We start from the raw sequence: 17281 nt of genomic DNA, 5'->3' as shown, positions 1-17281 counted from the left end.
CCCCTCAACTGCGAAGAGCCCCGTAAGTCCCGGTCCCAGCACCCAACCTGCCCCAAGAGTGACGACGAAAGGCACCCCACAAAGAGCACGTTTCAGGGGCCAAAAAACACCCCTGACCTGCACAATTGCAGGCCAGGGGTGGTCTAGATGTCAGTCACAGATTGAAGCCGATCGCGCGCAGCTGCTCGCGGCCGTCCTCGGTGATCTTCTCCATCCCCCAAGGCGGCATCCAAACCCAGTTGATGCGGTGCGACTCGGTGATCGGGTCCAGCACGGCGAACGTCTGGTCCTCGAGCACGTCGGTCAGCGGGCAGGCGGCCGAGGTGAGCGTCATGTCGACGACGGCATTGCCGTCCTCCACGCTGACGCCGTAGATGAGACCGAGGTCGACGACGTTGATCCCGAGCTCGGGATCGATCACGTCCTTCATCGCCTCGAGGACGTCCTCGGAGCTCACGGTGCCCGACGGGGTCTTCTGGTCGGTCATGGGTCCTCCCGGTGAGGTGCGGGTCCTGTGCAGGCCCGCGACAGTGGGGCCGGTCGCTGCGCTCCCGGGCGCAGCGACCGAGGTGGTCAGCTGCCGGAGCCGACGAGGTAACGGTCGTAGCCCTCGTTCTCGAGGCGCTCGGCGAGCTCGGGGCCGCCCTGCTCGGCGATCTGACCGTTGACGAAGACATGGACGAAGTCCGGCTTCACGTACTGCAGGATGCGCGTGTAGTGGGTGATCAGCATGATGCCGATCTCCGTGGACTCCTTGGCGCGGTTGACACCCTCGGAGACGATGCGCAGCGCATCGACGTCGAGGCCGGAGTCGGTCTCGTCGAGGATCGCGATACCGGGCTTGAGCAGCTGCATCTGGAGGATCTCGTGGCGCTTCTTCTCGCCGCCGGAGAAGCCCTCATTGACGTTGCGCTCGGCGAAGGCCGGGTCCATGCGCAGGTCGCCCATGGCGCCCTTCATGTCCTTGACCCAGGTGCGCAGTGCCGGCGCCTCGCCGTCGATCGCGGTCTTCGCGGTGCGCAGGAAGTTGGACACGGTGACGCCGGGGACCTCGACGGGGTACTGCATCGCGAGGAAGAGGCCCGCGCGAGCGCGCTCGTCGACGCTCATCTCGAGCACGTCCTCCCCGTCGAGCGAGACCTCGCCCTGGGTGATCTGGTACTTCGGGTGACCGGCGACCGCGTAGGCGAGGGTGGACTTGCCCGAGCCGTTGGGGCCCATGATCGCGTGGGTCTCGCCCGACTTGATCGTCAGGTCGACGCCCTTGAGGATCTCCTTGGTGCCCTCAGGGGTCTCGACGGTGGCGTGGAGGTTCTTGATCTCCAGGATCGACATGTGGTGTTCTCCTTGGCCAGTGCTACTGGTGGATTCGGATAGATATGAGGTCGGGCCCGGGCGCCGAAGGACGGCGCCGCGGTGATCAGGTGGCGAGGGTCGCGGTCGGATCCACGAGGATCTCCCCGCTGGCCTCGTCGATGCGCACGGGGAACACCCGTACGGGGAGGACGGCCGGCAGCTGCAGGGGACGACCCGTGACCAGGTCGAACTGGCTGCCGTGCTTCCAGCATTCGATGGTGCATCCCTCGACGTCGCCGTCGCTCAGCGCGATCTCGTCGTGCGAGCAGACGTCCTCGAGGGCGTGGACGCCGCCATCCTCGTCGCGCACCAGGGCCATCTCGATGCCGCCGGCGACGACGTCGATCGCCTCGCCGGGCGCGAGAGCGTCCAGGGCGGCGACGGGGACGAAGGCGTCCGACATCAGTTCATGCTCCGTGCGAGCTCGTCCTCGATGGACGCCGAGAGCCGCTCGCGGATCTCGGGGACATCGATCTGCTGGATGATCTCGGCGAAGAAGCCGCGCACGACGAGGCGGCGGGCCTCGAGCTCGGAGATGCCGCGCGCACGCAGGTAGAACAGCTGCTCGTCGTCGAATCGACCCGTCGCGGCTGCGTGTCCTGCGCCCTCGATCTCACCGGTCTCGATCTCCAGGTTCGGCACCGAGTCGGCGCGCGCGCCCTCGGTGAGCACCAGGTTCCGGTTCAGCTCGTAGGTGTTGGTGCCCTCGGCCTCCTTGCGGATGAGGACGTCGCCCACCCACACGGACCGCGCCTTCTTGCCCTGCAGCGCGCCCTTGTAGGCGACGTTGGAGGTGCAGTGGGGGGCGCTGTGGTCCACGAACAGCCGGTTCTCGAAGAACTGGTCCTCGTCGGAGAAATACAGGCCGAGCTTCTCGATCTCGCCGCCGGGGCCGCCGTACTCACCGATCGCGTTGAAGCGCACGGCGCTGCCGCCGAGGGTGACCGCGACGTGCTTGAGCTTGGCGTCGCGGCCCACCCGGGCGTGGTGGGTCGCGATGTGGATCGCGTCGTCGTCCCAGTCGTGCAGGCTGATGACGGTCATCGTCGAGTTGTCGCCGATGATCATCTCCACGTTCTGCGCGTACTGCGCGGAGCCCGTGTGGTTCAGCACGAAGATCGCCGAGGAGGACTCCTCGGTCTCCAGCACGATGTGCCCGTTCCCGCGGCGATCGGCACCGCGGCCGGCGATGTCGATACGGAACGGCGCGTCGTAGGCGCCGTTCTTGGCGGCGGTGAGGTGCAGCGCCTGCTCGGAGCGGGCGGAGGCGATCGCGCTGGCGATGTCCTCGGGCACCAGGACGGTGCCGCGGGGGGCCTGCCCGATCGCGAGCGTTCCGGGCTCGGAGGCGCCCTCGGGGACCTCGACCTGGTACTCGACGGCGGAGTCGTCCGTGGCCACGTCCTGGAACAGGGGCGCGAAGCGGCGCAGCGGGGTGAAGCGCCACTCCTCGACATGGCTCTTGGGGACCTCGTGGTCCGACACCTCGAAGGAGCGCTTGCGCGCGCCGCGGTTCAGCGCGGCGTGCGCGGCGGAGGTCTCCTGCCCCGGAAGGCTGAGGTTCTCCTCCTCCAGCTCCGGCGCGGCGGGGACGTCCGCCTCGTCGACAGTGGTCTGCGCGGCGACCGGTGCGGCACCGGCGGCGTGGCCCACGGCCTCGTTCACGGCGGCGTCCCCGGTGCTCTCGGGACCCTTCATGTCAGTGGTCGACATCAACCGACTGCTCCTTCCATCTGCAGCTCGATCAGGCGGTTCAGTTCGAGGGCGTACTCCATGGGGAGCTCGCGCGCGATGGGCTCGATGAACCCGCGCACGATCATGGCCATCGCCTCGGTCTCCTCCATGCCGCGGCTCATCAGGTAGAAGAGCTGCTCCTCGGAGACCTTGGAGACGGTGGCCTCGTGGCCCATCTGGACGTCGTCGACGCGGACGTCGACGTAGGGATAGGTGTCGGTGCGCGAGATGGTGTCCACCAGCAGCGCATCGCACAGCACCGTCGAGGCGGAGTGCTCCGCGCCGGGCATCACCTGCACCAGGCCGCGATACGAGCTGCGACCGCCGCTGCGGGAGACCGACTTGGAGACGATCGAGCTCGAGGTGTGCGGCGCCATGTGGATCATCTTGGAGCCGGTGTCCTGGTTCTGGCCCTCGCCCGCGAAGGCGACCGAGAGGGTCTCGCCACGGGCGTGCTCGCCCATGAGCCAGACGGCCGGGTACTTCATGGTGACCTTGGAGCCGATGTTGCCGTCGACCCACTCCATCACGCCGCCCTGCTCGACGGTCGTGCGCTTGGTGACCAGGTTGTACACGTTGTTCGACCAGTTCTGGATCGTCGTGTAGCGGACGCGGGCGTCCTTCTTCACGATGATCTCGACGACGGCCGAGTGCAGCGAGTCCGACTGGTAGATCGGGGCGGTGCAGCCTTCGACGTAGTGCACGTAGGAGCCCTCGTCGGCGATGATCAGCGTGCGCTCGAACTGACCCATGTTCTCGGTGTTGATCCGGAAGTAGGCCTGGAGCGGGATCTCCACGTGGACGCCCTTGGGGACGTACACGAAGGAGCCGCCGGACCACACCGCGGTGTTGAGCGCGGAGAACTTGTTGTCACCCGAGGGGATGACGGTCCCGAAGTACTCCTCGAACAGCTCCGGGTGCTCCTTGAGCGCCGTGTCCGTGTCCAGGAAGAGCACGCCCTGCTCCTCCAGATCCTCACGGATCTGGTGGTAGACGACCTCGGACTCGTACTGTGCCGCGACGCCTGCGACCAGACGCTGCTTCTCCGCCTCCGGGATGCCGAGCCGGTCATAGGTCTCGCGGATGTCCTCGGGGAGGTCCTCCCACGAGGTCGCCTGCTTCTCGGTGGAGCGGACGAAGTACTTGATGTGGTCGAAGTCGATGCCCGACAGATCCGGTCCCCAGGAGGGCATCGGCTTCTTGTCGAACAGCTTCAGAGCCTTGAGGCGACGCTGGAGCATCCACTCCGGCTCGTCCTTGCGGGCGGAGATGTCGCGGACGACGTCCTCGGACAGACCGCGGCGCGCGCTGGCACCGGCGGAGTCCTCGTCGTGCCAGCCATAGGCGTACTGGCCCATGGAGTCGATGATCTCGTCCTGTGTGAGCTTTTCTGGTGCGCTCGTCATGGTGTCCTTCCCTCGGTGAGCGGAATGTGGGTCGTGCAGGCGTGAGCTCCCTGCGCCAAGGTGGCCAGGCGCTGGACGGGGGCTCCGATGATGCGGGAGATGACGCGGGTCTCTGCCTCGCACAGCTCCGGGTGGTCCTCGGCGATGTCGAGCACGGGGCAGCGGCCGTGGCACAGCTGCGCCGTGACGAGCGTGCGCGGGGCGGATCCCGCTCGCGCACTCGAGGTGGGAAGCGGGACGTGCAGAGGGCGCACGGTGGTCGCGTAACCGCGCGAGGTCAGGAGCTCAGCAAGCAGCTCCACCTTGCGCGACAGCGTCACCCGCTCCCCCTGGGCCTCCCGGTCGGAGACGAGCTGATCCAGCCTCGCCTCCCAATCGGCGACGCGACGGTCGGCGAGACGGTCGATCGCCCCGTCACCACCGATCCGCGTGAGCTCCTCGAGGGCCATCGTCGCGAGCTCGTCGTACCCGCCCTGATAGTCCTCGTGGGCGAACTTCGAGAGCACGAACGCCTTGCTGGGGCGTCCCCGACCGCGATGAGCGACCGGGACCTCGTGCTCCGTGATGATCTCGTCGGCCTCGAGCGCCGCCAGGTGCCGCCGTACGGCAGCACTGGTGAGCCCGAATCGCTCCGCGAGCTGGCGTGCCGTGATCGGTCCGTGCGCGGAGATCGCCTCGACGAGACGGTCCCGCGTCGTCTGCGGGACTGCCGGATCCAGATCCTGTGCAGTCATCCGTACATCACCTCTCCCGTCGACCACATTCATTTTACAACAGAAAGCTTGCTTAATACCGGTCGGCGTCATGTGCCGCGCGGCACCAAGGGTCGCCTTACCTGCGGAATCGTCGAGATTCAGCCTCCCGCGACCGACTGCTGGCGGGCGTTCGACGCTCGAGGCGGAGCCCCTCCGAGGAGGCGCCCTTCCATTTACTACCAGATTCAACTACTGTGGCCTCCTCACGTCACGAACCACCTCACGGAAGGATCCGGATGAGCACCGAGCAGGCATCGAGCACCGCCGACAGCACCGCAGCGCACTCCACCGAGGGCGCCTACGTCCGACGCGGCAAGCCCTTCGACCGGGACATGAACTACATCTCCGACCGCATCACGCTCGACGGCCGTGACGGCTGGCCGGTCGAAGCGGGCCGATACCGGCTCATCGCCGCGCGGGCCTGTCCCTGGGCGAACCGCACGCTGATCTCGCGCCGGCTGCTCGGCCTGGAGGACGCGATCTCGGTGGGCATGCCCGGGCCGACCCACGACAAGCGCTCCTGGACCTTCGACCTCGACGAGGGCGCCGTGGATCCGGTGCTGGGCTACGAGCGCCTCCAGCAGGCCTATTTCGCCCGCTTCCCCGACTACCCGCGAGGCATCACGGTCCCCGCCCTGGTGGACGTGCCCTCGAAGGCGGTCGTCACCAACGACTTCCAGCAGATCACCCTGGATTTCGCCACCGAGTGGACCGCCTTCCACCGCGAGGGTGCGCCGGATCTCTACCCCGAACCGCTGCGCGAGGAGATCGACGCGCTGAACAAGTGGATGCTGCACCGCATCAACAACGCCGTGTACAAGGTGGGCTTCGCCGGCGACCAGGAGAGCTACGAGCAGGAGTACCGCGAGCTGTGGGCGGCGCTGGACGAGCTCGAGGAGAGGCTCTCGGATCGCCGCTACCTGATGGGCGAGTCGATCACCGAGGCCGATGTGCGCCTCTTCCCCACCCTGATCCGCTTCGACCCCGTCTACTTCGGTCACTTCAAGGCCAACCGTCAGATGCTCTCGACGATGCCCCACCTGTGGAACTACACCAAGGATCTGTTCCAGACCCCTGGTTTCGGCGACACCGTCGATCTCCAGCAGATCAAGCGGCACTACTACTACGTGCACGAGGACATCAATCCCACGCAGGTGGTGCCGCTCGGTCCGGACATGAGCACGCTCCTGGACCCCCATGACCGCGATCGCTTCGCGACGAACACCTGGGGTGAGGGCGGCACCGCACCTGAGGCCCCGTACGCGGCGGAGGTCGTCGATCCGGCGCATACCCCGCTGCACGTCCGCGGCCGCTGACGCGGCCCAGCAGGACGACATCGCCCCGAGGAGCCCCGAGGATCCGGCCACGGTCGCATCCCCGGGGCGTCCTGCGTCCGCTTCCGGTCCGCTCCCGGTCCGCTCCTGCCGAGCACGTGCACGGGTCTCTCGGCCGGCACGCCTACGATGGGGCCGCCATGACTGACGACATCCTCGCGTCCCCCGCGCTGCGCGCCGACGGCCTGACGCACTCCTACGGCCCCGTCCGTGCCCTCGACGGGCTCACGCTCACCGCCCGGCGCGGGGAGGTGACCGCGCTGCTGGGCCCCAACGGCGCCGGCAAGACCACCGCCGTCTCGTGCGCCACGGGCCTGCTGCGACCCAGCGGCGGGAGCCTGGAGGCGCTCGGCCGCGACCCGTGGAACGCAGGGCCGGAGCACCGTGCCCGGGTGGGCGTGATGATCCAGGACGGAGGCCTCGCCTCCGGATCCCGGTCGATGCAGCTGCTCCGATACGGTGCAAGCCTCCATGCCCATCCGCTCGACGTCGACGAGGTCGCCGAGCACCTCGGGATCGATGAGTTCGCCGGCACCCTCGTGCGGCGCCTGTCCGGAGGTCAGCGTCAGCGTCTCGCCCTGGCGCTGGCGATCATCGGCCGCCCGGAACTGGTCTTCCTCGACGAGCCGACAGCCGGGATGGACCCCTCCATCCGTCAGCGGGTGCGGCATCTGGTCCGCTCCCTGGCGGACACCGGGAGCGCCGTCGTCCTGACCACGCACATGATGGACGACGTGGTGGGCCTCGCCGACGCCGTATGCGTGATCGCCGGTGGCCGCACCGTCGCCGCAGGCTCCGTCGAGGACGTGATCACCGCGCATCGTCGACAGAAGGGCGCCGTGGACGTGCGAGCCGTCGCCCATGGGGTCGACCCTGCAGCGGTGCCCGCCCTGCAGGCCGACCTGGAGGCCGTCGTGGAGAAGCACGGCGGCCGCCTCGAGATCACGGGTGCCGGCGCCGCGGATCTCGAGGCCGTGCTGCTCGAGCTCATGGACGGCGCGAACACTTCGGCGAACTCCTCAGCGCCCACAGCAGACACCACGACGGCCACGACCGCAGCAGAAGGCAGGGCCCGATGAGCGCCACCTCGCACGACGCCGCCCCCGCTCGGACGCCGTCCTCCCCGCGGCCCGGGCCACAGCCGGCACCCCGTCTGCGCCGCGTCCTGGCCCACACCGCGCTGGAGGCTCGCATCCTCCTGTCCAACGGTGAGCAGCTGATGGTCGCGATCGCCCTGCCCGCGATGGTGCTGATCGGACTGCGGCTGCTGCCCATCGGGCGGCTCGAGGGCGCTCAGCCCATCGAGACGGCCCTCGCCGCGACCCTCGGCACCGCCCTGATCTCGACCTCGTTCACGTCTCAGGCGATCCAGACCGGGTTCGACCGCCGCAACGGCGTGCTGCGCTGGGTGGCGACCACCCCGCTGGGACGCGACGGCTATCTCGCCGGCAAGATCCTCGCAACCCTGCTGGTGCACGTCGTCCAGGTCCTGGTGCTGGGCCTGCTCGCCGTGCTCCTCGGGTGGCGGCCCGGCGTGCTCGAGCTGCTCGCCGCAGTGCCCGTCTGGCTGCTGGGCACGGTGGCCTTCGGTGCGCTCGGGCTGCTCGTGGCCGGGCTGCTGCGCACAGAGGCGGTGCTCGCGGTCTCGAACCTCGTCTTCGTCCTGTTCGTGGCGGCCGGAGGCATCGCCGTGCCGACCTCCATGTACCCCTGGCCGCTGCACGGACTCGTGGACCTGCTGCCCTCGGGCGCTCTCGGCGAGCTGCTCCGAGCCTGCCTCGCCGGCGGCGTCTTCTCTCCCGCCCCCGTGGTGGTGCTCCTGGTGTGGGCGATCGGCGGCGCCTATGCCGTCTCGCGCTGGTTCCGCTGGACCTCGGACTGACCCGCTCCCCCGCCTGATCCGGTCCCCACGGCCGCAGCCGCCGGTGCAGATGTGAAAGGCGTCGCCGCGACCATGTGAACCTCAGGCGGAGTTCCTACAATCGACCCCATGAACGCTTCTCCGTCCGCCGCCGACGAGCATCCGGTTCCTGCCCCCGCCATCTCGCACGTCGGACGGATGTCCTTCTCCGGGGAACGCACCCTCGGTCTCTCGGCGCCGGCGCGGGCACGGATCGCCGCCATCGTGTTCTGGGGCAACCTGGTCTGCCAGATCGGCATCATCGTCTCCGGAGGCGTGGTGCGCCTGACCAGCAGCGGGCTGGGCTGCTCGACCTGGCCGAACTGCGAGCCCGGCCAGTTCACCCCGCAGCTGACACTTGAAGCCGGGATCCATCCCTTCATCGAGTTCGGCAACCGCGCCCTGACCGGGGTCCTCGGGGTCTTCGCCATCGCGATGCTGCTGATCGCCCTGCTGTGGCTGCGTCACAAGGGGCGCAGCATGATGTGGCTCTCCGCGATGCCGCTGGTGGGCACGGCCGTGCAGGCGATCGTCGGCATGGTGGTCGTGAAGGCGGATCTCCACCCTGGAGTCGTCAGTCCCCACTTCCTCATCTCGCCCGTGCTCGTCGCGATCTCGACCGTGCTCGTGTACCGGATCTACGACGGGGATTCGGCGCGGCGGCGATCGGTCGTCCCCGATGCCATGCACTGGATGAGCTGGGCACTGGGGGTCATCGGCTTCGCGATCCTCGTGCTGGGGACCCTCGTCACCGGCACCGGCCCCCACTCGGGCGACGACGTCCACCCCGAGCGCCTCCCGTTCGACCCGCGCACGATCTCGTGGCTCCACGCCGACGCCGTGATGCTCTTCTGCGGCCTGCTGATCGGCCTGCTGATCGCCCTCCACCTGACCGGTGCCCCGCGCCATGCCCGCCGTGCCGGATGGGGCCTGATCGTCGTCACCGCGCTGCAGGCCGTCATCGGCTACTCCCAGTACTTCACGGGACTGCCCGAGCTCCTGGTCGGCTTCCACATGCTCGGGGCGGGTCTGTTCGCCGCCGGCATCGCCTGGGTGGCCGTCTCCCAGTACGACTGGCTGGAGGGTCCCGTCGGCGAGGACGGTCCCGCTTCCCGCACCACCGCAGGACACACAGATCCCACCTCCCCGAAGAAGGTCGCACGATGATCCTCGGCCGACGCCGTCGCAGCTCCACCCAGGAGCTGCCCACCCTCGAGCAGGCCCGCCCCGCCGGGGACTTCGTCGCCTCCGTGCTCTCCCATCTGCGTGAGGTCGTGGACGTCGGATGGAACCTGCTGGAGGTCGACGCCGAAGCCCACCGGTTGATCCGCGAGGCCGGCGCGACCAGCTGCTATCTCGACTATCACCCCGTCTTCGGCGCCTCCCCCTTCGGCTACGTCATCTGCACCTCCGTCAACGACGGCGTGCTGCACGGCCGCCCGCGCGACCGCGTGCTCGCCGACGGCGACCTGCTGTCGCTCGACTTCGCCGTCGCCGTCGAGGGCTGGGTCGCGGATTCCTGCCTCACGATCTCGGTGGGCTCGCCCCGCTCGGAGGACCAACAGCTGATCCGCGACACCGAGCAGGTGATGTGGGCCGGCATCGACCAGGTCCGCGCGGGGAGCACGGTGGGCGACATCGGACACGCCGTGGAACGAGAGGCCCGTGCGCTCGGCTACTCGATCAATGATCGTTTCGGCGGCCACGGGGTGGGACGCACGATGCACGAGGCCCCGTTCGTGCCCAACCACGGCTCCCCCGGGCAGGGCGCAGAGCTCGTCGCCGGACAGCTCGTCACCGTCGAGCCGTTCCTCGTCCCCACCACCAGCGAGCTCATGGTCGACGAGGACGACGGCTGGACCCAGCTCTCGGCCGACGGCTCGCGCGGTGCTCACGCCGAGCACACCCTCTACGTCACCGACGGCGAGCCGATCGTGCTCACCGCCCGCGCCGACGACCCCTCCCCGCGCAGCTCCCTGCCCTGAGCCCGCGACATCGCCGCGGACTCAGCGATCTCCGTGAGCTCAGAGATCCAGGACGTCCTCGAGCGCACGGGCGATCCCTTCGCCGTCCAGGCCCTCGGCTGCGAGGATCTGATCCCGTGAGGCGTGCGGGATGAACTCCTGGGCGACGCCCAGCGTGCGCAGCAGCGGAGACGGCGATCGCCGTGCGGCCCGCTGGGACAGCCGCACCGCGAGCGCCGCGCCGATGCCGCGCTCGGCGACTCCGTCCTCCACGGTCACGACGGCGGGGGACCTCTCCGCGAGGGCCAGCAGCGGCTCGGTCAAGGGCAGTGCCCGGACCGGGTCCAGGACCACCACGTTCACCTCCGGGCGGGACTGAGTCACCGTGCGTGCCGCGTCGACGGCGCGATGCGCGAGCGCGCCGATCGACACCAGGAGGACGTCCACCGGGGCATGCGGGTCGCCCCACAGCACGTCACCGGCCTCGAGCGAGGCGACGGCGTCCAGCGGCGCGGGACAGGCCCCCTTGGCGAACCGCACGACGGAGGGCCCGGCGTGCCCGATCGCGGCCGGGATCGCTGCGCTCAGCCGGAGACCGTCCCGCGGCGCCCACAGCGACAGCCCGGGGACCTGCGCGGCCATCGCCAGGTCCCAGATCCCGTGGTGGCTCGGCCCGTCGTCGCCTGTCACCCCCGCGCGATCCAGAGTGATCGTGACGTCCTCCCGATGCAGCGCGACGTCCAGGAGCAGCTGGTCGAATGCTCGGTTGAGGAATGTTGCGTACAGCGCCACGACCGGCTTCGCACCACCTCGCGAGAGCCCCGCGGCCGTGGCCAGCGCGAGCTGCTCGGCGATCCCGACGTCGATCACCCGCGACGGCAGCTCGCGCTGCAGCGGACTGAGCCCGACGGGGTCGACCATCGCGGCGCTCAGCGCAACGATCCGGGTATCGGCCCGGGCCGCATCCAGGAGCGCCGCCCCGGCCCGGGAGGTCCAGGTCGCCGCCGGCGTCGCAGCGGCAGGAGTCCTCACGGGCTCCTCATGCTGCTCAGCCTGGCCAGCCTGCTCAGCCTGCTCAGCCTCTATCGAGGGGGCCGGATCGAGGGCGAACGGGCCGGTCGAATGCCAACGATCCAGCGCGTCGGACTCGGCGCGGGCGAACCCGGCGCCCTTGCGGGTCACGACGTGCAGCATCACTCCGGCCAGAGCAGGATCCTCGGCGGCTCTCCGAGCGTGTCGCAGGGCCTCGGCGAGAGCGGCATGGTCGTGTCCGTCGATCGGGCCGATATAGGTCAGCCCCAGCGCGCTGAACAGGTCGGTGCCGGTCGGCACGGCGCCGTCCCGCAGCGCTTGCAAGTGTCGCGCCATGCCCCCGATCGTCGGCGCATAGGAGCGGGTGTTGTCGTTGAGGACGACGATCGTGCGCGAGCCGGTGTCGGACCCGAGCTCGTTGAGCGCCTCGAGGCCGATGCCGCCGGTGAGCGCGCCGTCGCCGATCACTGCCGCGCAGACGCCGTCCTCGCCGGCCAGCCGGTGCGCACGATCGATGCCGTGCGCCCAAGCGATGGATCCGGAGGCGTGGGAGTTCTCGACCACGTCGTGCGCGGACTCCCGGCGATCGGGGTATCCGGCCACTCCCCCGGCCCGGCGCAGACCGACGAGGTCGGCGCGCCCGGTCAGCATCTTGTGCACATAGGCCTGATGACCGGTGTCGAAGACGATCGCCTCGTGCGGGGAGCGCAGCTCGCGGTGCAGCGCGATGGTGAGCTCGACGACGCCGAGGTTCGGCCCCAGGTGGCCGCCGGCGCGGGAGGTGATCTCCACGAGCCGTCGGCGCAGGCTGCGAGCGAGGGCCGGCAGCGAAGCGACCGGCAGCGCGCGCAGCTGCTCGGGATCCTCAGGGATCGCGGCTGTCTCGCCTCCGGTGGACGGGTCGAGCTTCCCCTGCAGGGAGCGCGTCTCCTGCAGGGACCGCGGCAGCGCGGAGCCCGCAGGATCGAGCGGGATGGTGCCCCGGACAGCGCGCTCGGGGTGCTCATGGATCGTCGACACGGGGCGATCCTCCCTCGGTGTCGGGGACAGGATCTTGCCAGCCTAGGGCGAGCTGACCTGTGCCGACGCACGCAATGCTCACCTTCGTGCAGATCTTCACCGGTGGTTCACGGGACACCGCCCGGTCTGCATCACCGTGCGCAGCGGACGCGCATCCGTGCACGTGAAGTAGTGCGCCGAGGCATCCGGTGAGCCGGCTCGTCCCGCGCGCGAGCAGGCGACGCACCTCGCACACGGACACGCGGAAGAGCGCCCCGGTCCGAGAAGGACCGGGGCGCTCTGCGCGCAGGCGGTGGCTGTCAGGCCGCGACGAGCGACCGCAGCACGTACTGCAGGATGCCGCCGTTGCGGAAGTACTCCGCCTCGCCGGGGGTGTCGATGCGCACGACCGCGTCGAAGTCGACGGACGTGCCGTCCTCCTTCTGTGCACGGACCGCGACCGTCCTGGGGACGGTGCCCTCGTTCAGGGCGGTCACACCGGTGACGGAGAACGTCTCGGTGCCGTCCAGGCCGAGCGACTCCGCGGACTCGCCCTCGGGGTACTGCAGGGGGAGCACGCCCATGCCGATGAGGTTCGAACGGTGGATCCGCTCGAAGCTCTCCGCGATGACGACCTCGATGCCGAGGAGCTTGGTGCCCTTGGCCGCCCAGTCGCGGGACGAGCCGGTACCGTACTCCTTGCCGGCCAGCACCACCAGCGGAATGTCCTTCTCCGCATAGGCCTGGGCCGCGTCGTAGATGAACTCCTGCTCACCGGTCAGGAAGTTCTTCGTGTACCCGCCCTCGACACCGTCGAGGAGCTCGTTCTTGATGCGGATGTTCGCGAAGGTTCCGCGGATCATGACCTCGTGGTTGCCCCGACGGGATCCGTAGGAGTTGAAGTCCTTGCGGGACACCCCGTGATCCTGCAGGTAGCGACCGGCCGGGGAATCCAGCTTGATCGCTCCGGCGGGCGAGATGTGGTCGGTGGTCGTCGAGTCGCCCACCTTCACCAGGACGCGGGCGCCCTCGATGTCGCCGAGCGGCTCAGGGTCCTGGCCCATGCCCTCGAAGTACGGGGGCTTGCGCACGTAGGTGGACTCGTCGTCCCACGCGAAGGTCGCGCCCTCGGGGGTGTCGAGGTTCCGCCAGCGCTCATCGCCGGTGAAGACGTCCTTGTAGTCCTCGGTGAACATCTCCTGGGAGATGGACTCACCGATGACCTTCTCGACCTCGGTGGGGCTCGGCCAGATGTCGCGGAGGTAGACCTCGTTCCCCTCCTTGTCGGTGCCCAGCGGATCGTTCTCGAAGTCGAAGTCCATCGTGCCCGCCAAGGCGTACGCGATGACCAGCGGCGGCGAGGCCAGGTAGTTCATCTTCACATCGGGGTTGATGCGGCCCTCGAAGTTGCGGTTGCCCGAGAGGACGGCCGTCACGGCGAGGTCCTTCTCGGCGATCGCGTCGGAGATCTCGGGAGCCAGCGGCCCGGAGTTGCCGATGCAGGTGGTGCAGCCGTAGCCGACCAGGTGGAACCCGAGCGCCTCGAGGGCGGGCCACAGGCCAGCCTTCGTGTAGTAGTTGGTGACGACCTGCGAACCGGGAGCCATCGAGGTCTTGACCCAGGGCTTGGAGACCAGGCCGCGATCGGCCGCATTGCGGGCCAGCAGGCCGGCCGCCATCATCACCGACGGGTTCGAGGTGTTGGTGCACGAGGTGATCGAGGCGATCGAGACGATGCCGTGATCGATCGAGAAGTCCTCGCCGGCGACCTGGATGGGATCCGAGGCGCGTCCGGCCACGTGCTGGTGATCAGGAGCCTTGCCGCCGGACTCGTTGTCCGAGTCGGGAGCGGCCGGGTCCGACGCCGGGAAGGAGCCGTCGCCGTTGGTGACGGCCGGGTGACCGGTCGCGTAGGAGGGCAGCACCTCGCGGAAGGACTCCTTCGCCTCGGTGAGGACGATGCGGTCCTGGGGACGCTTCGGGCCGGCGATGGAGGGCACCACGGTGGACAGGTCCAGCTCGAGGTACTCCGAGTACTCGACCTCCTTGGAGGGGTCGTGCCACAGGCCCTGGCGCTTGGCGTAGGCCTCGACCAGCGCGAGCTGCTCCTCGGTGCGGCCGGTGAGTCGCATGTAGTCGACCGTGACCTCGTCGACCGGGAAGATCGCGCAGGTGGAGCCGAACTCGGGGCTCATGTTGCCGATGGTCGCGCGGTTGGCCAGCGGCACCTGGGTGACGCCCTCGCCGTAGAACTCGACGAACTTGCCGACGACGCCGTGGTCGCGGAGCTTCTCGGTGATGGTGAGCACCACGTCGGTCGCGGTCGCGGCGGGCGGGATCTCACCGGTCAGCTTGAAGCCGACCACGCGCGGGATGAGCATCGACACCGGCTGACCGAGCATCGCGGCCTCGGCCTCGATGCCGCCGACGCCCCAGCCCAGCACGCCCAGGCCGTTGACCATGGTGGTGTGCGAATCCGTGCCGACGCATGAATCGGGGTAGGCACGGAGGACCGAACCGTCCCCCGCACTGTTCGGGACCTCGCGGGTCATGACGGTGCGAGCCAGGTACTCGATGTTGACCTGGTGCACGATGCCGGTGCCCGGGGGGACCACCTTGAAGTCGTCGAAGGCCGTCTGGCCCCAGCGCAGGAACTGGTAGCGCTCACGGTTGCGCTCGTACTCGCGCTCCATGTTCTGCTCGAGCGCATCGAGACGGCCGGCCACGTCGATCATGACGGAGTGGTCGATGACCATCTCGGCCGGGGCGAGCGGATTGATCTTCTCGGGATCGCCGCCGAGGTCCTTCATGGCCTCGCGCATCGTGGCGAGGTCGACGACGCAGGGCACGCCCGTGAAGTCCTGCATGATCACGCGGGCCGGGGTGAACTGGATCTCGACCGACGGATCCGCGGAGGGCTCCCAGCCGGCCAGCGCACGCACGTGGTCGGCGGTGATGTTCGCCCCGTCCTCGGTGCGCAGCAGGTTCTCGAGCAGGATCTTGAGGCTGAACGGCAGCTTGTCGGCGCCGTCGACGGCGTCGAGCGCGAAGATCTCGTAGTCGGTCCCGCCGACGGTGAGATCCTGTTTCGCGGCGAATGAGTTGGCAGTGCTCATGAGCGAACTCCTTGGGTGTTGAGGCGACCCCACCATCGTAGGCTCGGCCGCTCCCGCGGACAGGCGAACGCAGCGATCGGCGCGAGGAAGCCCTCCCCGTGCGACCGCCAGGGTCTCCGGAGTGATCTCCGGAAGTTATCTTGAAGTCAAGATAAATACTACCACGGCGGACCGCATCCTTCTGACAGGTCGTCAGCTTGGGAGGGTGTGCCGCCGGACACGTTCTGGAGCGTCCGGCGGCCGATGCACGTCAGGCGCGCTCGAGGACCGTCACGGACTCCACGTGATGGGTGTGCGGGAACAGGTCGAACGCCCGCAGATCGACGACCTTCCATCCGGCCTTCTCGGCGACGGCCAGGTCGCGCGCGAGCGTGGACGGCTCGCAGGAGACGTAGACGATGCGCTGGCGCACCGTTCGGGCCAACAGCTCGATGAGCTCCGCACCCGCCCCGTTGCGCGGCGGATCCAGCACGACGACGTCCACGCCGCCGCGTCGGGCCCGTACCCAGTCCGCCACATCCGCCGTCGCGGTGGAGACCTGAGGGAGGTCCTCGAGGTTCTCCTGCGCGAGCTGGGAGGCCCGACGGTTCCCCTCGACCGTGACGACGGCTCCCTCGGAGCCCACCTGCTCCGCGGCGATCGCCGCGAACAGACCGACACCCCCGTAGAGGTCCCAGGCGCTGCCGCCGTGCGGAGCCTTCAGGACGCTCTGGACGACGTCGCTGAGCAGCTCAGCCGCCCGTCGGTGGCCCTGCCAGAAACCGGTCGCGCTGACAGAGAAGAGCCGCTCGCCGACGCGCTCGTGCACGAGACCGTCGCCGCGCAGCGGGACCAGGCCGCGCCCGGTGCGCACGGCCACGTCCGCGTCGCCCCAGGACTCGGGGATCTCGAGCGAGGCGGGGTCCAGATCGCGACCGACGAGCACGACCGAGACGGGGCCGGCCGAGGGCGCCACGGCGTCGACCGCCTCGGTGCCCTCGGGCGCGGTCCACTCCCCCAGCCGGAGATCGCGGATGCCCTGGGCGGCCAGCGGGTTCTCGCCGACGTCCCGGACCTCGTGGGAGCGCCAACCGCGCATGCCCACACGGCCCTCCTCGTCCACCGCGAAGCGCACACGGGTACGGGAGCCGAGCCCGTCCACGTCATGGGGAGCGGGCTCGACCTGGACCTGCTCGATCGGATAGCTGGTGACTCCGGCGCGGCGCAGCAGCTCCTGCATCACCTCGCTGGCGATGCGGCGCTGGGCGGGCAGGGCGATGTGAGCCCATTCGGCGCCGCCCACCCCGTCGACCGAGGCTTCCTGCCAGACGGTGGGGACCCGGTCCACGCCCGCCTCGAGCACGTCGACAGCCTCGGCGCGCCAGAAGCGCGCGTTGGCGTGCTGCTCAGGATCATCGACCAGTCGCGCGGTGACCGTCTCTCCCGGCGCACTGCCACGCACGAAGACCACTCGGCCCTCGTGGCGCGCGACGAAGGTGCCTCCGGCGGCGGGTGGTCCGACGGTGAGGGTCAGGTGACGTCCCCCGGCTGTGGGTGTGCTCGACACTCGTTCGGCCTCCGGGCTCATCGCTCCGCTCCCTCTTCGTCCACGGGTGGTCACGTCGTCGCGGACCACCGCTGTTCGCTCTGTGCTCGATCCGGTCGTGCTCTCCGGCCATGGCCGGGCCTGCTCAGGATCTCGTCGA

At 69.4% G+C, this 17281-nt stretch carries 14 protein-coding genes; 5 read left to right on the top strand and 9 right to left on the bottom strand.

Features of this window, described 5'->3' with window-relative positions:
• Positions 1 to 154: 154 nt before the first annotated feature.
• The 6 genes from CIK71_RS06780 to CIK71_RS06755 form a co-directional block, all read right to left on the bottom strand.
• Positions 155 to 487, bottom strand: coding sequence for a metal-sulfur cluster assembly factor (locus CIK71_RS06780; protein ID WP_096164429.1), 333 nt, complete (start codon positions 485 to 487; stop codon positions 155 to 157).
• A gap of 86 nt (positions 488 to 573) precedes the next feature.
• Positions 574 to 1335, bottom strand: a complete 762-nt coding sequence (gene sufC, locus CIK71_RS06775) for a Fe-S cluster assembly ATPase SufC (RefSeq protein WP_096164428.1) — start codon at positions 1333 to 1335, stop codon at positions 574 to 576.
• Between the two features lie 85 nt (positions 1336 to 1420).
• The gene (locus CIK71_RS06770) at positions 1421 to 1759 is read right to left on the bottom strand and encodes a non-heme iron oxygenase ferredoxin subunit (protein WP_096164427.1); all 339 of its coding nucleotides are present in this window, start codon (positions 1757 to 1759) and stop codon (positions 1421 to 1423) included.
• Positions 1759 to 3069, bottom strand: coding sequence for a Fe-S cluster assembly protein SufD (gene sufD, locus CIK71_RS06765; RefSeq protein WP_096164426.1), 1311 nt, complete (start codon positions 3067 to 3069; stop codon positions 1759 to 1761). The genes CIK71_RS06770 and sufD overlap by 1 nt, the downstream gene beginning before the upstream one ends.
• Entirely contained in the window at positions 3069 to 4496 is a 1428-nt protein-coding gene (gene sufB / locus CIK71_RS06760) for a Fe-S cluster assembly protein SufB (protein WP_096164425.1), read from the bottom strand. The genes sufD and sufB overlap by 1 nt, the downstream gene beginning before the upstream one ends.
• Entirely contained in the window at positions 4493 to 5230 is a 738-nt protein-coding gene (locus CIK71_RS06755) for a helix-turn-helix transcriptional regulator (protein WP_096164424.1), read from the bottom strand. The genes sufB and CIK71_RS06755 overlap by 4 nt, the downstream gene beginning before the upstream one ends.
• Before the next feature lie 257 nt (positions 5231 to 5487).
• Here CIK71_RS06755 and CIK71_RS06750 point away from each other — a divergent pair, with 257 nt between their 5' ends.
• The 5 genes from CIK71_RS06750 (at position 5488) to map (ending at position 10470) form a co-directional block, all read left to right on the top strand.
• Positions 5488 to 6567: a glutathione S-transferase family protein gene (locus CIK71_RS06750; RefSeq protein ID WP_096164423.1), complete on the top strand. Its 1080-nt coding sequence runs from the start codon at positions 5488 to 5490 to the stop codon at positions 6565 to 6567.
• Positions 6568 to 6725: 158 nt separating this feature from the next.
• Positions 6726 to 7664 carry an ABC transporter ATP-binding protein gene (locus tag CIK71_RS06745; protein WP_096164422.1) on the top strand — a complete coding sequence of 313 codons (939 nt, stop codon included), beginning with the start codon at positions 6726 to 6728 and terminating at the stop codon, positions 7662 to 7664.
• The gene (locus tag CIK71_RS06740) at positions 7661 to 8467 is read left to right on the top strand and encodes an ABC transporter permease (protein WP_096164421.1); all 807 of its coding nucleotides are present in this window, start codon (positions 7661 to 7663) and stop codon (positions 8465 to 8467) included. Before CIK71_RS06745 ends, CIK71_RS06740 begins: the two co-directional genes overlap by 4 nt.
• 108 nt (positions 8468 to 8575) lie before the next feature.
• The gene (locus tag CIK71_RS06735) at positions 8576 to 9652 is read left to right on the top strand and encodes a COX15/CtaA family protein (protein WP_241963873.1); all 1077 of its coding nucleotides are present in this window, start codon (positions 8576 to 8578) and stop codon (positions 9650 to 9652) included.
• Entirely contained in the window at positions 9649 to 10470 is an 822-nt protein-coding gene (map, locus tag CIK71_RS06730) for a type I methionyl aminopeptidase (RefSeq protein ID WP_096164420.1), read from the top strand. Before CIK71_RS06735 ends, map begins: the two co-directional genes overlap by 4 nt.
• Before the next feature lie 39 nt (positions 10471 to 10509).
• Here the strand turns inward: map and CIK71_RS06725 are convergent, their stop codons facing one another.
• The 3 genes from CIK71_RS06725 to CIK71_RS06715 all read right to left on the bottom strand — a co-directional run bounded on the left by CIK71_RS06725 (position 10510) and on the right by CIK71_RS06715 (position 17142).
• The gene (locus tag CIK71_RS06725; RefSeq protein WP_245857356.1) at positions 10510 to 12501 is read right to left on the bottom strand and encodes a 1-deoxy-D-xylulose-5-phosphate synthase; all 1992 of its coding nucleotides are present in this window, start codon (positions 12499 to 12501) and stop codon (positions 10510 to 10512) included.
• A gap of 299 nt (positions 12502 to 12800) precedes the next feature.
• Positions 12801 to 15596, bottom strand: a complete 2796-nt coding sequence (acnA, locus tag CIK71_RS06720) for an aconitate hydratase AcnA (RefSeq protein ID WP_096164419.1) — start codon at positions 15594 to 15596, stop codon at positions 12801 to 12803.
• 250 nt (positions 15597 to 15846) lie between these two features.
• Positions 15847 to 17142: a class I SAM-dependent RNA methyltransferase gene (locus tag CIK71_RS06715; RefSeq protein WP_245857348.1), complete on the bottom strand. Its 1296-nt coding sequence runs from the start codon at positions 17140 to 17142 to the stop codon at positions 15847 to 15849.
• Positions 17143 to 17281 lie beyond the last annotated feature (139 nt).

It is taken from the genome of Brachybacterium alimentarium (genome assembly GCF_002332425.1).
GTDB lineage: Bacteria > Actinomycetota > Actinomycetes > Actinomycetales > Dermabacteraceae > Brachybacterium > Brachybacterium alimentarium.
Note: the sequence above shows the minus strand (reverse complement) of the source record. Positions and strands in the feature narration are given on the sequence as shown.

What these genes read in the sequence shown, in the direction of transcription:
- CIK71_RS06735 (WP_241963873.1), top strand. Translation starts at nt 8,576, where the DNA reads ATGAACGCTTCTCCGTCCGCCGCCGACGAGCATCCGGTTCCTGCCCCC.
- CIK71_RS06750 (WP_096164423.1), top strand. Translation starts at nt 5,488, where the DNA reads ATGAGCACCGAGCAGGCATCGAGCACCGCCGACAGCACCGCAGCGCAC.
- acnA (WP_096164419.1), bottom strand. Translation starts at nt 15,596, where the DNA reads ATGAGCACTGCCAACTCATTCGCCGCGAAACAGGATCTCACCGTCGGC.
- CIK71_RS06740 (WP_096164421.1), top strand. Translation starts at nt 7,661, where the DNA reads ATGAGCGCCACCTCGCACGACGCCGCCCCCGCTCGGACGCCGTCCTCC.
- CIK71_RS06755 (WP_096164424.1), bottom strand. Translation starts at nt 5,230, where the DNA reads ATGACTGCACAGGATCTGGATCCGGCAGTCCCGCAGACGACGCGGGAC.
- sufD (WP_096164426.1), bottom strand. Translation starts at nt 3,069, where the DNA reads ATGTCGACCACTGACATGAAGGGTCCCGAGAGCACCGGGGACGCCGCC.
- sufB (WP_096164425.1), bottom strand. Translation starts at nt 4,496, where the DNA reads ATGACGAGCGCACCAGAAAAGCTCACACAGGACGAGATCATCGACTCC.
- CIK71_RS06780 (WP_096164429.1), bottom strand. Translation starts at nt 487, where the DNA reads ATGACCGACCAGAAGACCCCGTCGGGCACCGTGAGCTCCGAGGACGTC.
- sufC (WP_096164428.1), bottom strand. Translation starts at nt 1,335, where the DNA reads ATGTCGATCCTGGAGATCAAGAACCTCCACGCCACCGTCGAGACCCCT.
- map (WP_096164420.1), top strand. Translation starts at nt 9,649, where the DNA reads ATGATCCTCGGCCGACGCCGTCGCAGCTCCACCCAGGAGCTGCCCACC.
- CIK71_RS06770 (WP_096164427.1), bottom strand. Translation starts at nt 1,759, where the DNA reads ATGTCGGACGCCTTCGTCCCCGTCGCCGCCCTGGACGCTCTCGCGCCC.
- CIK71_RS06745 (WP_096164422.1), top strand. Translation starts at nt 6,726, where the DNA reads ATGACTGACGACATCCTCGCGTCCCCCGCGCTGCGCGCCGACGGCCTG.